10 protein-coding genes and 8 tRNA genes are annotated in these 15,424 nt (G+C 60.2%); 2 read left to right on the forward strand and 16 right to left on the reverse strand.

What is annotated here, in order from left to right; all coding sequences use genetic code 11:
• The first annotated feature begins 213 nt into the window (after positions 1 to 213).
• Positions 214 to 975 carry a hydroxyacylglutathione hydrolase gene (gene gloB, locus B0E50_RS06325; protein ID WP_077440355.1) on the forward strand — a complete coding sequence of 254 codons (762 nt, stop codon included), beginning with the start codon at positions 214 to 216 and terminating at the stop codon, positions 973 to 975.
• The gene (locus B0E50_RS06330; protein WP_343124515.1) at positions 975 to 2,201 is read left to right on the forward strand and encodes a transglycosylase SLT domain-containing protein; all 1,227 of its coding nucleotides are present in this window, start codon (positions 975 to 977) and stop codon (positions 2,199 to 2,201) included. The genes gloB and B0E50_RS06330 overlap by 1 nt, the downstream gene beginning before the upstream one ends.
• Positions 2,202 to 2,469: 268 nt before the next feature.
• On the opposite strand, the gene B0E50_RS06335 is transcribed toward B0E50_RS06330, so the two are convergent.
• The 16 genes from B0E50_RS06335 to rlmE all read right to left on the reverse strand — a co-directional run bounded on the left by B0E50_RS06335 (position 2,470) and on the right by rlmE (position 15,368).
• On the reverse strand, positions 2,470 to 4,374 hold the full coding sequence (locus B0E50_RS06335; protein WP_077440356.1) for a SurA N-terminal domain-containing protein: 1,905 nt from the start codon (positions 4,372 to 4,374) through the stop codon (positions 2,470 to 2,472).
• Positions 4,375 to 4,512: 138 nt separating this feature from the next.
• Positions 4,513 to 4,589, reverse strand: a tRNA-Asp gene (locus B0E50_RS06340).
• Positions 4,590 to 4,598: 9 nt separating this feature from the next.
• Positions 4,599 to 4,673 (reverse strand) — tRNA-Val (locus B0E50_RS06345).
• Positions 4,674 to 4,692: 19 nt separating this feature from the next.
• Positions 4,693 to 4,965, reverse strand: coding sequence for an HU family DNA-binding protein (locus B0E50_RS06350; RefSeq protein WP_007511239.1), 273 nt, complete (start codon positions 4,963 to 4,965; stop codon positions 4,693 to 4,695).
• Positions 4,966 to 5,305: 340 nt separating this feature from the next.
• Complete coding sequence (gene lon, locus B0E50_RS06355; protein WP_077440357.1) at positions 5,306 to 7,780, reverse strand: endopeptidase La; 2,475 nt, start codon at positions 7,778 to 7,780, stop codon at positions 5,306 to 5,308.
• Between the two features lie 174 nt (positions 7,781 to 7,954).
• Positions 7,955 to 9,247: an ATP-dependent Clp protease ATP-binding subunit ClpX gene (gene clpX, locus B0E50_RS06360; protein WP_077440358.1), complete on the reverse strand. Its 1,293-nt coding sequence runs from the start codon at positions 9,245 to 9,247 to the stop codon at positions 7,955 to 7,957.
• Between the two features lie 109 nt (positions 9,248 to 9,356).
• Positions 9,357 to 9,986 (reverse strand): ATP-dependent Clp endopeptidase proteolytic subunit ClpP, encoded by a 630-nt coding sequence (gene clpP, locus B0E50_RS06365; RefSeq protein ID WP_077440359.1) that lies wholly within the window; start codon positions 9,984 to 9,986, stop codon positions 9,357 to 9,359.
• A gap of 83 nt (positions 9,987 to 10,069) precedes the next feature.
• On the reverse strand, positions 10,070 to 11,362 hold the full coding sequence (gene tig, locus B0E50_RS06370; RefSeq protein ID WP_077440360.1) for a trigger factor: 1,293 nt from the start codon (positions 11,360 to 11,362) through the stop codon (positions 10,070 to 10,072).
• A 92-nt stretch (positions 11,363 to 11,454) separates the two neighbouring features.
• Positions 11,455 to 11,539: transfer RNA gene (locus tag B0E50_RS06375), tRNA-Leu, on the reverse strand.
• A gap of 306 nt (positions 11,540 to 11,845) precedes the next feature.
• A tRNA-Lys gene (locus tag B0E50_RS06380) sits at positions 11,846 to 11,921 on the reverse strand.
• Between the two features lie 35 nt (positions 11,922 to 11,956).
• Positions 11,957 to 12,033 (reverse strand) — tRNA-His (locus tag B0E50_RS06385).
• Positions 12,034 to 12,048: 15 nt separating this feature from the next.
• A tRNA-Arg gene (locus B0E50_RS06390) sits at positions 12,049 to 12,125 on the reverse strand.
• A 26-nt stretch (positions 12,126 to 12,151) separates the two neighbouring features.
• Positions 12,152 to 12,228, reverse strand: a tRNA-Pro gene (locus B0E50_RS06395).
• A gap of 177 nt (positions 12,229 to 12,405) precedes the next feature.
• Positions 12,406 to 12,482: transfer RNA gene (locus B0E50_RS06400), tRNA-Arg, on the reverse strand.
• 286 nt (positions 12,483 to 12,768) lie between these two features.
• Positions 12,769 to 14,721: an ATP-dependent zinc metalloprotease FtsH gene (gene ftsH, locus B0E50_RS06405; RefSeq protein ID WP_168170820.1), complete on the reverse strand. Its 1,953-nt coding sequence runs from the start codon at positions 14,719 to 14,721 to the stop codon at positions 12,769 to 12,771.
• Positions 14,718 to 15,368 carry a 23S rRNA (uridine(2552)-2'-O)-methyltransferase RlmE gene (gene rlmE / locus B0E50_RS06410; RefSeq protein ID WP_077440361.1) on the reverse strand — a complete coding sequence of 217 codons (651 nt, stop codon included), beginning with the start codon at positions 15,366 to 15,368 and terminating at the stop codon, positions 14,718 to 14,720. Before rlmE ends, ftsH begins: the two co-directional genes overlap by 4 nt.
• Between the last annotated feature and the right edge of the window lie 56 nt (positions 15,369 to 15,424).

The following is a 15,424-nucleotide window of genomic DNA, read 5'->3' on the forward strand; positions in this document are numbered from 1 at the left end:
GCGGTTGGCGACCAACGTAGCAGGCGGACCGGAACTGCCGCACGCAACTGAACAGCCAAACATCGGGTTAACGATCTTCTAACGAACCTTTGGTCACGCCTCTCTATAGTCGGCCGCTCGATGCGCGCCCCGGATGGCTGCGTCTGTCGTTGGCCAAAGGGTCAACATCCGATTTGCCGGATGTTCCTTAGATAAACGCAGCGGAGTCCGATCTTGCATCTCGTCCCGTTACCGGCTCTCGCCGACAACTACATCTGGTTGCTGCACGACGATGATGGCAACGCCATCGTCGTCGACCCCGGTGATGCCTCGGTAGTGGAACAAGCCCTGGCTACACGCCAACTGCAACTGCGCGCCATCCTGCTGACCCATCACCATCAGGACCACATCGGGGGTGCCGCCGAGCTGCGCAGGCATCATGCAGTCCCGGTGTACGCACCAGACGACGAACGCATCGTCGAGGCCACCATGCGGGTACACGATGGCGATGAAGTCGATCTGGCATCCCCGCGTGTCCATTTCGACGTGATCGCCATTCCAGGCCACACACTCAGCCACGTCGCCTACATCGGCGCCGGTCTGTTGCTGTGTGGCGACACCTTGTTCAGTCTGGGCTGTGGGCGGCTGTTTGAGGGCAGTCCAGCCCAGATGCTCGCCTCGCTCGATCGCCTGTCGACACTGCCGGGATCAACCCTGGTTTGCGGGGGCCATGAATACACCGAGGCGAACGGACGTTTTGCACATACCGTCGAACCGGAAAATCCCGAGCTTGCCCGGCGACTGCAGGAAGTCACCGTGCTGCGCGCGCAGCTTCGTCCCACTCTGCCGGTCGCACTGGCTGACGAGCTGGCGACCAATCCTTTTCTGCGCGTCGATACCGATGAAGTTGCTGCATGGTGTCAACAGCGTGGCATCAACAACGATCGCGTTGCATGCTTTGCCGCTGTACGCGAAGCCAAGGATGGGTTTCGTTGATGAAGACGCGCCATCTCCAGGCGTTGCCGCTGGCGCTGTCGATCCTGCTGGCCGCCTGCGCCGGAGTATCTCCGCAGGTACCTCCTCGGCAACTCGCCGAGCCGCAGCCATCGGTAACCGTGGCTCCCCCCGTCGTCGCTCCCCTCGATACCGGCGCCGTGACACTGCCGGCCGCCGACGCCTGGGATCAGCTGCGCAGCAGTTTTGCCATGGCTGATTGTGATGCCGACCCCGAAATACTGACCTGGGCTCATCGCTACACCCGTAATCCACAGCAGTTCGAGAGCCAGTTGCAGGCGGTATTGCCTCAGCTGGTCTACGTGCAGCAGGTGGCCGCGCAATACGACGTGGCTGGTGAGTTCGTGCTGCTGCCCTGGGTCGAAAGCCATTTCCGCCCGGTGCTCGCACGTCGGAACCTGCCAGCCGGCATGTGGCAGATCATGCCAGTCACGGCCGGTTCGATGGGATTGCGCGTCGACGGGCATTACGACGGCCGCCTTGATGTTCCTGCCGCCGCCAACGCCGTGATGAAACTGCTCAAGCAGTACCACGACGAGTTCCAGGACTGGCGGGTCACCGATTACGCTTACAACGCCGGCGAGTTCACGGTGAAGAAACTCATCCAGCAGCACGGCATGCCTGGGGATGAACCGATAATCCCGAAATGGCCAGTACGCAAGGTGACCCGCGAGCACCTGACAAAATTGCTGGCGATGGCTTGTGTGGTGCGTGAACCGGCTCGCTTCAATGTCAGTCTGCCGACACTGCCAAGCGAACAACATCTGGTGAAAGTGGCAATGCCCCGCTCCATGCCGATCGCGCAAGCTGCCGATCACGCAGGCATGTCGGTGGATGCGCTGAAGGATCTCAACGCAGCGTTCCGCAGCGACACGATCGATACTTCCGCGTCGTCGTATCTGCTGTTGCCTGTCAGCCATGCGCGCCAATTCCGCGATGCCTTGCTGGGCCAGGCGAGTAGCAGCACCTTCAGCGCCTCACTTGCCGGTGGCCATGACGGCAATCAGACATCACCAGCTTCCGTCGCGGCCGATACCCAGGCCGTTGCGCAGGAACGTCAGAAAACACACATCGTGCAGAATGGCGAAAGCCTGTGGCAGATAGCCCATCGCTATTCGGTAAGCACGACACAACTGCAGCGCTGGAACCATCTGCACGGAAACACGTTGAAGCCGGGCCAGGTTCTGCAGATCAGCAGCAGCCACTGACCATAACCAGCCAGCAGTCGCATGCATGGCGGAAAGATCCAGCACGGAGCAGATTCGTACGCGACTGATGTCCGACTTGTGCCTGCATCCGGTCGCAGACTGTTCCCCCCTTGATTCAACAAGGCTTCCGGAATGTTCGCGAAATCATCCATGCGGATATCAGCTGCGGCAGCCTCGGCGTGACTGGCATCGATCCCTGCTCCCGGCAAGAATAAAGAAGGGCGGTCACTGACCGCCCTTCTTTCATTCAAGATCCAATCTGGAAGTGCTACATCAGGTTCTTGTTGATCTTGATCTTGGCATTTGCCCTGAGCATCTCAAGCAGTTCGCGGGTCGCCTCCGATCCATAGGCCTGGGCCATCTGCTGACGCAGCGAATCACGCTGCTCAGGCGGAACCTTGGACAGGTCGCCGTCCTGCACCTTGTCCACGGCCAGCAACGCATAGCTGCCGTCCTTCATGTCCACAGCGGCAAACTGCGGCTTGTCCGCAGCAGGATGCGGCAACAGAAACGCCTGCGTCAGCAGCGGTGTCGGCACATCGGCGCTTTGACGGGTCGCTTCCTTCACGCTCTTGAGCTCGGCACCCATCGCGGTCGCCACGGCTGGCATGGCCTCGCCCTTGTCTAGGCGTGCCAAGGTTTCGCCGGAAAGCTTCTTTTCGGCATCGGCAACGCGCTCGTCGAGGATCTTCTTCTGTACGTCGGGACGCACCTCGGCCAGCGGGCGGGCAGCGGCAGCTACGTGCTTGTCGACGTGAATCACCACCGAGTGATCGTTGCCGAGATCGATCAGGCCGGAATTGTTGCCCTGTACCAGCACGTCATCGCTGAATGCTGCCGCGATCACCTTCGGATTCGCCGCCATGCCTTCACCGCCCTTGCGGGAGAACAGCTCCGTGCTCTTGATCGGCAGGTTCAGGGCCTGCGCGGCTGGCTCCAGCGAGCTAGGATTCTGGTAGGTGTTGTCGGACATCTTGCCGGCGACATCGTTGTACATGCGATCACGTTCGGCCGCCGAGGCTTCCTTGACCAGCTGGTCGCGCACTTCGGTAAACGGCTTGGATTCTCCACTGCGGACGTCACGCAGCCAGATGATGTGATAGCCATCCGGCGACAGGACCGGCTTGGATATCTGGCCTTTCTGCAATGCGAAAAGCGCTGAATCGAAGGCCGCGTTGGTCACGCCCTTTTCCAGCCAGCCCAGATCGCCACCCTGACGCTTGGAGCCCAGATCCTCCGAATCCTGCTGGGCCAGCTTGGCGAAATCGCCAGGGTTGACCTCGCCCGCAATCTTCTCGGCCTTGGCCAGCGCGGCCTTCTGCTGATCCGGCGTGGCGTTGGCCGGCACATTGATCAGGATATGCGAGACAAGGCGCTGCTCCGGCTGGACGAAGCGCTGCTTCTCTTCCTCGTAACGCTTCTTCAGCTCGTCGTCGCTTGGCGTGGTATCCAGTTTGAGGCTGCTGCCATCGACTTCGATGTATTTCACCGAGACCTGCTCGGGATTCATGTAGTCAGCCAGGTGCGCCTTGTACCAGGTCTCGATCTGCGCATCGGTGACCTGGTTGTCGCTGAGAGTCGGGCGCGGCAATACGAAGTACCGCACGTCACGGCGTTGGGTAAGCAAACCGAGGAAACGGTCAACCTGCTCATTGCTGACAATGGTGCTGTCGTTGATCGCACCAGGCAGCAACTGGGTCGCCAAGGTAGCGCGAATATCGTTCTCGAACGTGTCCGGCGTTTTGCGCTGGCTGAGCAGCCATGCACGATAGCTGTTCGGATCGAACTGATTGTTGACCTGGAAGGCGGGAATCTGGGCAATGTAATCGCGCACCGACTGGTCAGCGACACGCAGCCCCCAGTCGTCGTTGGCCTGCAACAGCAGCTGCTGGTCGATCAAGCCGTCAACGATGCGCTGCTTTGTCTCAGGCTTCTCGAAGATGCTTGCATCGAAATGATCGCCCTGTTCGGCGCTCATCTGCTGCCGCAGCTGGTTCGTACGGTTCTGATAGTCCTGCTGGCTGATCTCATGCTTGCCGACCTTCGCCACGAACGTATCCGAACGCGACATGAAGTAGCTCTCCATGCCGAACAGCGACATTGCCAGAACAGCGAGACCCAACACGATGGTGGCCGGCCATCCGTGCATCTTGTTACGCATTGCCTGCAGCATCGAAATCTTCCCGCAACGTGGTTGAAAGCACGTGAGGCAGCCATCGCCCCACAGACACCCGCGTTCGATCATTCAGGACACGGGCGAATACGCATGACTCAAATGACAAGGGCGCCACACGGGCGCCCTTGCGAACTGTGGCGGAGTGGACGGGACTCGAACCCGCGACCTCCGGCGTGACAGGCCAGCATTCTAACCGACTGAACTACCACTCCGCATTTTTCTGGTGGGTGCTGTAGGGATCGAACCTACGACCAACGCCTTGTAAGGGCGATGCTCTACCGCTGAGCTAAGCACCCGAAACCAAGCGTCAGCCGCTTAGTTTAGGGCATCCTTGAGGGTCTTGCCAGCCTTGAAGGCCGGGACTTTCGAAGCCTTGATCTTGATCGCTTCATTCGTGCGCGGATTGCGACCGGTACGAGCAGCGCGCTTGCGCACCGTGAACGTGCCGAAGCCCACCACCGAGACGTCCTCACCCTTCTTCAACGACTTCTGCACGGTTTCGAAGAAAGCTTCGAGAGCACGGCCGGCATCAGCCTTGGTCAACTCGGCCTTTTCGGCGATGGCATTGATCAGATCGGTTTTATTCATTAGAAGAAACTCCCTTGTTCGGTTTTCGCCAAGCGCACTCCGTCCTGGGACAGGACAACGCCGGCATGGATGGTTGGCTCTTGCAAGGCGCCGTTACGCAACCCCGCATCGCTGCGCTGACTGAAGCAACGCCGGGACTGCGGTAACGCCTTTATACCAGTGCCTTGTCGGAATCCGCAACACAAGCAATAGCAACGTTTCCGGCTGATTCACCGTGAAAGAAATCGCTTGCAAAACGAAGGCCAGCGGGCTACGCCACAACTTCAATCGATCAGTGATGACACGCAGACAGGAAAGCCCTGCCGAAGCAGGGCTTTCCTGAATACCCTATCGGTCGGAATCAATGCGTGCGTGAGTGTACTTCCGCAGCCTCGGCGGCTACCACCGCGGGGGCATCCTCCTGTGCCGGATTCGGCTGCAGGGGGTGCTCCAGCGCGATATCCAGCACTTCATCGATCCAGCGTACCGGATGAATCTCCAGCGAGGACGTGATGTTGGCCGGCATGTCGGCCAGATCCTTCTTGTTGTCCTCGGGAATGATCACGGTGGTGATTCCGCCACGGTGTGCAGCCAGCAGCTTTTCCTTCAGACCGCCGATCGGCAGCACGCGACCACGCAAGGTGATCTCACCCGTCATCGCCACCTCGGATCGTACCGGCACCCTCGTCAGTGCGGACACCAGTGCGGTGCACATCCCGATGCCGGCACTCGGACCGTCCTTCGGCGTGGCACCTTCCGGAACATGCACGTGAATATCCAGCTTCTGATGGAACTCCGGGTCGATGCCAAGACGATCGACCCGTGCGCGTACCACCGACAGTGCCGCCTGGATCGATTCCTTCATCACGTCACCGAGCTGACCGGTATGCACCAGCCTGCCCTTGCCGGCCACCACCGAGGCTTCGATGCTGAGCAACTCGCCGCCGACCTGGGTCCAGGCGAGCCCGGTGACCAGACCGACTTCGTTCTGCAGTTCCTTGCGTCCGAAATCAAAACGGCGCACGCCGAGGTAGTGATCCAGATTGGCTGAATCCACCCTCACCCGCCCCGTTTGCGGCTTGGCCTTGGCTTTAGCCGTCTTGGCGGGCGAGATTTTTGCCTTGGCCTTCTTCACTTCGCCCAAGGTGAGCTCCTTGACCACCTTGCGGCAGATCTTGGAAATCTCGCGCTCAAGACTGCGCACGCCCGACTCACGCGTGTAGTAGCGCACGATGTCGCGCAGCGCCTCTTCGTCCACGCTGAGTTCTTCAGGCTTCAGGCCATTCGCCTTGAGCTGTTTCGAGAGCAGGTATTTCTGCGCAATGCCTAGCTTCTCGTCCTCGGTGTAACCGGGGATGCGGATGACTTCCATGCGATCGAGCAGCGGGCCGGGGATGTTCAGCGAGTTCGCGGTAGCGATCCACATCACCTCGGACAGGTCGAGGTCGACCTCGAGGTAATGGTCGTTGAACGCATGGTTCTGTTCCGGATCGAGTACCTCCAGCAGCGCCGACGACGGATCGCCACGGAAGTCCATCGACATCTTGTCGATCTCGTCCAGCACGAACAGCGGGTTCTTGGCACCTACCTTGTTGATGTTCTGCACGATGCGGCCCGGCATCGAACCGATATAGGTGCGCCGATGGCCACGGATCTCGGCTTCGTCGCGCACGCCACCCAGGCTCATGCGCACGAATTTGCGGTTGGTCGCCTTGGCGATCGACTGCCCGAGCGAGGTCTTGCCCACGCCGGGCGGACCGACCAGACACAGGATCGGCCCCTTCATCGCCGACACGCGTTGCTGCACGGCGAGGTATTCAAGGATGCGTTCCTTGACCTTTTCCAGACCGAAGTGGTCGGCGTCGAGCACTTCCTGCGCCAGTTGCAGATCCTTGCGTACCTTGCTGCGCTTCTTCCAGGGCACACCAACCAGCCAGTCGAGGTAATTGCGCACCACGGTGGCTTCGGCCGACATCGGTGACATCTGCTTGAGCTTGCTGAATTCCTGGCGTGCCTTGGTCAGCACGGCCTTCGGCATGCCGGAAGTCTCGATCTTCTTCTGCAGCTCCTCGATCTCGTTGGGGCCTTCCTCGTTGTCGCCCAGCTCCTTCTGGATCGCCTTCATCTGTTCGTTGAGGTAGTACTCACGCTGGCTCTTCTCCATCTGCGACTTGACCCGGCCGCGGATACGCTTCTCGACCTGTTGCAAGTCCATCTCACCGTCGACCAGACCGATCAGCAGCTCGAGCCGTTGACCCACGTCGGCGGTTTCCAGCACTTTCTGCTTGTCAGCCATGCGCACGGACAGATGCGCGGCGATGGAATCGGCAACACGCGAGGGGTCGTCGATACCCGACAAACTGGCCAACACTTCGGGGGGCAGCTTGCGGCTCTGCTTGACCAGTTGCTCGAACAGCGAGATCAGCGTACGCGACACCACATCGAGCTCGCGCTCCTTGGCGTTGTAAACCGGCTCGATCACACGCGAACGCGCGGTGAGCATGCCATCCTCTTCCTTGAAATCCTCGACAGACACGCGCGACTGGCCCTCGACCAGCACCTTGACCGTGCCATCGGGCAGTTTCAGCAGCTGCAGCACGCCGGCCAGCGTGCCGATCTGGTGCAGGTCGGCAATCTCCGGATCGTCGATATCCGGGCTCTTCTGCGCCACCAGCAGGATCTGCCGCTCGCCTTCCATGGCGCGCTCGAGTGCGCGCATGGACTTGTCGCGGCCGACAAACAAGGGAATGACCATGTGCGGGTAGACCACCACGTCGCGCAACGGCAATACCGGCAAAGCGTCCAGCGCAACGGGAAGGGAGGCGTTCTTGGCCATGGAAAACGGGTTCCTCTGGAAATCGAATCAGGATTCAACCCGACACTGCGCCGGGTACATCATCAGGTCAAGTGGAGGCGGTCCGGCATCCACTCAAGGTGTATCCGGGACTGAAAACAGAACGGCCCCGGCGAAATCGCCGGAGCCGTTGTCATGACGAACCTGCGGAGGCGTTCAGGCAGCGCCGCTACCCTCGCCTGCCACACGCTGCTGCAGATTGCCGCGATAGATCAGATAAGGCTCGGCCTGACCATCGATCACTGCATCATCCACCACCACCTTGCTGACGTGCTCAAGCGAAGGCAGCTCGTACATGGTGTCGAGCAGTACCTGCTCGAGGATGGTGCGCAGGCCACGGGCGCCGGTCTTGCGCTTGAGCGCCTTCTTGGCGATCGCCTGCAGTGCCTCGGGGCGGAACTCCAGCTCCACCTCTTCCATCTCGAACAGCTTCTTGAACTGCTTGGTGACCGCGTTCTTCGGCTCGGTGAGGATCTTCACCAGCGCCGGCTCATCCAACTCATCGAGCGTGGCCACTACCGGCAAGCGACCGACGAACTCGGGGATCAGGCCAAACCGCACCAGATCAGCCGGCTCCACATCAGCCAGTACCTTGCCAAGATTCTCGGTACGCTCCTTGCTGCGGATCTCGGCAGAGAAGCCGATACCGGTGGTCTCGGAACGCTGCTGGATGACCTTTTCCAGGCCTGCAAACGCGCCACCACAGATGAACAGGATGTTCTTGGTGTCGACCTGCAGGAATTCCTGCTGCGGATGCTTGCGGCCACCCTGCGGCGGCACCGAAGCAAGCGTGCCCTCGATCAGCTTCAACAGCGCCTGCTGCACGCCTTCGCCCGACACGTCACGGGTGATCGACGGGTTTTCGCTCTTGCGCGAAATCTTGTCGATCTCGTCGATGTAGACGATGCCAGACTGCGCCTTCTCGACGTCGTAATCACACTTCTGCAGCAACTTCTGGATGATGTTCTCGACATCCTCACCCACGTAACCGGCTTCGGTCAGGGTGGTGGCGTCGGCGATCGTGAACGGCACATTGAGCAGGCGCGCCAGCGTCTCGGCCAGCAGCGTCTTGCCTGAACCGGTCGGCCCGATCAGCAGGATGTTGGACTTGCCCAGCTCGATATCGTCGCTCTTCTGGCGCGACTCGATCCGCTTGTAATGGTTGTACACCGCCACTGCCAGCGCTTTCTTGGCACGGGTCTGGCCGACCACGTACTGATCCAGCGACTCGCGGATCTCACGCGGCTTGGGCAGCTGGGTCCGGCCGGAGGCAGCCTTTTCCTCCAGCTCCTCGCGAATGATGTCGTTGCACAGTTCCACGCACTCGTCGCAGATGAACACGGACGGGCCCGCGATCAGTTTGCGCACTTCATGCTGACTCTTGCCACAGAATGAGCAATAGAGAATCTTGCCGCTGTCGCTGGAACGCCCCTGCCGGTCGTCGCTCATACTTTCGATCCCGCTGGTAAATCTGGATGCGTCACGAGAATAACACAGGGTTCCGCGTCTGCCTGCAGACGCGGAACCCGTTTCTCAACCCTGGGATAACGTCCTGAAATCAGGCCGATTTCACCGTTTCACCGGCTCGCTTGTCGAGCACTTCGTCGATCAGGCCATATGCCTTGGCATCGGCCGGGCTCATGAAGCGGTCACGCTCCATGTCCAGCTCGATCTTCTCCAGCGGCTGGCCGGTGTGCTCGACGTACAACTTGTTAAGCCGCTCGCGGATGTAGAGGATCTCGCGCGCCTGGATCTCGATGTCGGTCGCCTGCCCCTGCGCACCGCCCGAAGGCTGGTGAATCATGATGCGCGAGTTCGGCAGCGCAAAACGCTTGCCCTTGGCGCCGGCCATCAGCAGGAACGAGCCCATACTGCAGGCCTGGCCGATGCACATCGTGCTGACGTTCGGCTTGATGAACTGCATGGTGTCGTAGATCGCCAGACCCGCGGTAACCGCACCGCCCGGGCTGTTGATGTAGAACTGGATGTCCTTGTCCGGATTCTCCGACTCAAGGAACAGCATCTGCGCGACCAGCAGGTTGGCAACCTGATCGTTGACCTCGCCCACCAGGAAGATCACGCGCTCCTTCAGCAGGCGCGAGTAGATGTCGTAGGAGCGCTCGCCGCGAGCGGTCTGCTCGACGACCATCGGTATCAAGTTGAGGTTCTGGATCTGATCCATGGCCATTGCAGCTCTCCGGTTGATGTGCCTGACAGTATGACATCGGGCCTGAGTCAGATCAGGCCCGATTGTCACGGTGCCTGAATCAATCAGGCACCGGCGGGGCGCATCACGTCATCGAAGCTCAGGTCCAGCTGGGTGGTCTTGGCATGCTCTGCCACCCACTCGGCCACCTGGTCCTCGATCACGCGGTTCTGCAGCCCAGACATCAACTGGGGGTCGCCGTTGTAGAGTTCAATGACCTTTTCCGGCTCTTCGTAGGTCGAGGCGATTGCGGCGAGCTGTTCGGCAACGCGCTTGCGATCGATCTTGATCTCCTGCTTGCGGGCGATCTCGCCCATCAACAGGCCGGCGATCACGCGCTTGCGGGCGATCGGCATGGCAGCCTCGATCAGCTGCGGCGGTGGCTGCTGGCCTTGCGGCACGCTGCCGGTGGCCATGTTGCGCGCCTCGGACTGCACCATCAGCTTCGGGACATCCAGCCCGGCGTGGGCATCGGCCAGCTTTTCAGCCACTTCGGACTTCAGTCGCCCCATCAGTGCCGCCTTCAGCTCGCGCTCCAGGTTCGCCCGGACTTCCTTGCGAAAGGTATCCAGGTCGCCATCCTCGATGCCGAACAGCTTGGCGAATTCGCCGTCGAGCTCGGGCAGCTTAGGCTCCTGCACCTTGATGATCTTGAAGCTGACCTTGGCGGTCTTGCCAGCCAGCTGGTCGTTGCGGAAATCTTCCGGAAACGCGATTTCGGTGTCGAAACTGTCACTGGCCTGGCGACCTTTCAGCGCCTCGTCCAGCGCCTTGAACAAGGTGCCCGAACCCAGCACGCTGCCGGCACGCTCCAGACCTTCGGTCGGGAAGCGATAGTCACCAACTTCGGCGGCGTATTCAAACATCACGAAGTCGCCTTCGACCGAGGCACGTTCGACTTCCTCGAAACTGCGGCGCTGCTGGCGCAACGTCTCCAGCATTTTGTCGATGTCGGCATCGGCCACCACGGCCACCGGACGGCTGATCTCCAGCGTAGCGACATCGACCAGCGGGAATTCCGGCATGATCTCGAAGGTTGCGGTATACGCGATCTCGCCGTTTTCCGGCTGACCGGTGGTATTGATCGCCGGGTTCGCAATCGGCTGCAGCTTTTCCTGCTCCACCGCTTCGCGCAACGTGCTGCCGATCAAGTCGGACAGCACCTCGCCACGCACCTGGTCGCCAAAACGCTGCTTGATTACCGTCGTCGGCACCTTGCCCGGGCGGAAGCCCTTCAGACGAACCGTGCGGCCCATTTCCGCAATGCGTGCGCTCACCTGCGTTTCGAACCGCTCTGCGGGGAATTTCACCGTGAGCTTGCGCTCGAGCGTGCCGATGTTCTCAACCGAAACCTGCATGACGTCTCCTGGTACTACCTGATGTTGTGGGCCTGCCACAGGCGCCATGGCGGCTGTGCCGCCTGCAAAAACTAAGGAAATCTGACGGGACATGGTGCGAAAGGGGGGACTCGAACCCCCACGGGGTTACCCGCTGGAACCTAAATCCAGTGCGTCTACCAATTCCGCCACTCTCGCTTGTCGCCCCGCATGACCTGTATACAACCGCATGATTCTGAAACTGATTTGCGTCAACTCCACAAATCCGGCCGCTGTACCGGGCATGCAATCGCCACGCCCATCCAAGTCTCTGATTACCTTGTACGAAAGCGGACCATTTTACGGTTGCAAAGCCTCGCAGCACAAGCCGGCCGGCCGCCATCGCGCAACCTTCCGGGCACCAATCGCCAAGCACAGACGCAACATGCCCCAGTCAGGCAATCAGCGTGAATCAGGTGCAGCAAAGCAAAACGCCGACCGCATGCGGTCGGCGTTTTGCTTGATTGGTGGGCCGTGAAGGATTCGAACCTTCGACCAATTGATTAAGAGTCAACTGCTCTACCAACTGAGCTAACGGCCCCTGAACTTGCTTGTACCTGAAACCAAGCTTGAAATTGGGGTGGATGATGGGATTCGAACCCACGACAACCGGAATCACAATCCGGGACTCTAACCAGCTGAGCTACACCCACCATAAATCTTGAAACTGGTGCGCCCGACAGGACTCGAACCTGCAACCGTCGGCTTAGAAGGCCGATGCTCTATCCGGTTGAGCTACAGGCGCAGTCACTGCGCAGTAGAACGTTTCGCTGGTCGGGGCAGAGGGATTCGAACCCCCGACTTTTGCGTCCCAAACGCAACGCTCTACCAGACTGAGCTATACCCCGTTTTCGAATCCCCGATCGTGTCGCCACCGGAGCCTTGAAATGTTACGGGTGCCGCTCCGCTCAGTCAATCCGTATCGAAGCACACCTTTGTCGCTTGATCATCGTCTTCACGAAGAAAAACCACTTGCTCCGTGAAAACAAAACGGGGTGCAAGCACCCCGCCTCGCCGTATAAAAATGGTGCGCCCGGAGAGATTCGAACTCCCGACCACCTAGTTCGTAGCCAGGTACTCTATCCAACTGAGCTACGGGCGCACTGAGAAAATCGTTCGTACTTCGCTGCCTTGATATCGAAACATCGAAGCGGTGAAGCAAGGAGCGGAATTATTCAGGCTCCAGACCTACGCGTCAACACTTTTCGTGAATTTTTTTCCTCACCTGTCGTCAGAGTGGCAATGACGCAGCCTCACGCATGGCTTCGCGAGTCTGCTCGCAAGCTTGGCAAGCTGCGTCGTGGCGACGAAAACAAAGAAGGTGGCCAGTGGCCACCTTCTTTCGATTTCACACTCAGGCGAAACGCCTATGGCCGTCCAAACCTGGATCAGCCATCCAGCCCGAAACGATTCTGCGTGGCCGGCTCGACCTTGCCCACGGCCGATCCGGCATCACCCTTCGGAGGCGGAGGCGGAGGCGTGCTGGACGACGTGTTCTTGGTCCAGTCGGCCGGCGGTCCGGGCTCCCGGCCAGCCATGATGTCGTCAATCTGGTGCGCATCGATGGTTTCGTACTGCAGCAACAGTTCGGCCATCGTATGCAGCTTGTCGAGATTCGCAGTCAGCAGCTCCTTGCTGCGCGCATAGGCACGATCGAGAATGCCGCGCACCACTTCGTCAATCTTGCTGGCAGTCTCGTTGGAGATGCTCTTGTGTTGCGTCACCGAGCGGCCGAGGAACACTTCATCCTCGTCCTCGCCGTAGGTGATCGGACCAAGCTCGTCGGACAGGCCCCACTTGGTCGCCATGTTGCGTGCCATCTTGGTGGCGCGCTCGATGTCATTGGAAGCGCCTGTCGTGACCTTGTCGGCACCGAAAATCAGCTCTTCCGCCACTCGACCACCGTACAGAGAGCACAGCTGCGACTGGATCGCCACGCGGTTGATGCTGTACTTGTCGCCTTCGGGCAGATACATGGTGACGCCGAGCGCACGCCCACGCGGAATGATCGTGACCTTGTAGACCGGGTCATGCTCGGGCACCAACCGGCCAATGATGGCGTGGCCAGCTTCGTGATAGGCAGTGAGCTTCTTTTCATCCTCGCTCATCGCCATCGAGCGACGCTCGGCACCCATCAGGATCTTGTCACGCGCCTTGTCCAGATGACTCATGCGCACTTCACGGGCGTTCTCACGAGCCGCGAACAGCGCCCCCTCGTTGACGAGGTTGGCCAGGTCAGCACCGGAAAAGCCCGGCGTGCCACGCGCGATCGTCATTGCGTTGACATCGCTGGCCACCGGCACCTTGCGCATGTGCACCTTGAGGATCTGCTCACGGCCACGCACGTCAGGCAGACCAACCACAACCTGGCGATCGAAACGACCCGGGCGCAGCAGCGCGGGATCAAGCACGTCAGGGCGGTTGGTCGCGGCGATCACGATGATGCCTTCGGTACCCTCAAAACCATCCATCTCGACCAGCAACTGGTTGAGGGTCTGCTCGCGCTCGTCATGACCACCGCCAAGACCGGCACCACGATGGCGACCGACCGCGTCGATCTCGTCGATGAAGATGATGCACGGCGCGTGCTTCTTGGCCTGCTCGAACATGTCGCGCACGCGGCTGGCACCGACACCGACGAACATCTCGACGAAGTCGGAACCGGAGATCGCGAAGAACGGCACCTTCGCCTCGCCGGCGATTGCCTTGGCCAGCAGGGTCTTGCCGGTACCTGGAGGCCCGACCATCAGCACGCCGCGCGGAATCTTGCCACCAAGCTTCTGGAACCGGCCCGGATCACGCAGGAATTCAACCAGCTCGCCGACCTCTTCCTTCGCCTCGTCGCAACCAGCGACATCGCTGAAATTGACCTTGATCTGGTCCTCACCCTGCAGCTTGGCGCGTGAACGACCAAAGCTCATCGCACCGCGACCGCCGCCACCGGACTGCATCTGGCGCATGAACCAGATGAATACACCAACGATCAGCAGCACCGGCAGCCAGCTGATCAGCAGACCGATCAGCGAGAAGCCCTCGGACGGATCCTGGCGAACCTCCACGCCCTTGTCCTGCATCTGCTTCACCACCGCATTGGTGGAGAAGCCGAGCATCGGCGCCACCGTGCGGAATGTGCTGCCGTCCTTGAGCTTGCCGCTGATCGTGGCCGGCTGGTCGGCACTGATCGTGGCCGTGGCCACGCTGCCGTTGTCGATGCTTTGCACGAAGCTGCTGTACGCCAGGTCCGAGGACGACGTGCCGCGAGGATTGAAGTTCTGGAACACGGCGAACAACACCACCGCGATGATTACCCAGAGCAACACATTTTTAGCTGTTTCATTCATGCACGTTTCTCGCCCGGTGACGCGACGGCAGGCTTACGCCCCACCGCCAGCGCGTACACCTCACGCGAACGTGCGCGGGAGGCCTTTGGTTTACGCATGGTTACGCGGGTGAAGTCCGCGCGCAAGCTGCGCAAGTAATCGTCGAAGCCAACACCCTGGAACAACTTGATAAGGAACGAACCACCCGGCTTGAGCCATTGGCGACTGAAATCCAGCGCCAGATCAGCCAGCGCCATTGCACGGATCTGGTCGGCCAGGGCCACTCCACTCATATTGGGGGCCATATCCGACAGTACAAGATCCACTTTCAGTCCTTCCAGGCGGGATTCCAGCTCGCGCAGCACGGTTTCCTCGCGAAAATCGCCCTGCAGGAAATCCACCCCGGCAATACTCTGCATCGGCAGGATATCCAATGCGAATACCTTGCCGGTATCGCCCAGGCGGTTGCGCACGAGTTGTGACCAGCTTCCCGGTGCCGCGCCCAGGTCGACCACGTTGATGCCCGGCTTGAGCAGATGATCGCGTTCGATCAGCTCCTCCAGCTTGTAGACGGCACGCGAACGCAAGCCCTCGGCCTGGGCTTTCTTTACATATTCATCCTTGAAATGTTCGCGCAACCAGACTGCGCTGCTTTTGCTGCGTGCCATGTCGTAGGGGTCACAGATTGGGGAACGGGATGCCGCATGATACCCTTTGCCGTTCA

Origin of the sequence: Rhodanobacter sp. C01 (assembly GCF_002001045.1) — a bacterium.
In the GTDB taxonomy this organism is placed as follows: Bacteria; Pseudomonadota; Gammaproteobacteria; order Xanthomonadales; family Rhodanobacteraceae; genus Rhodanobacter.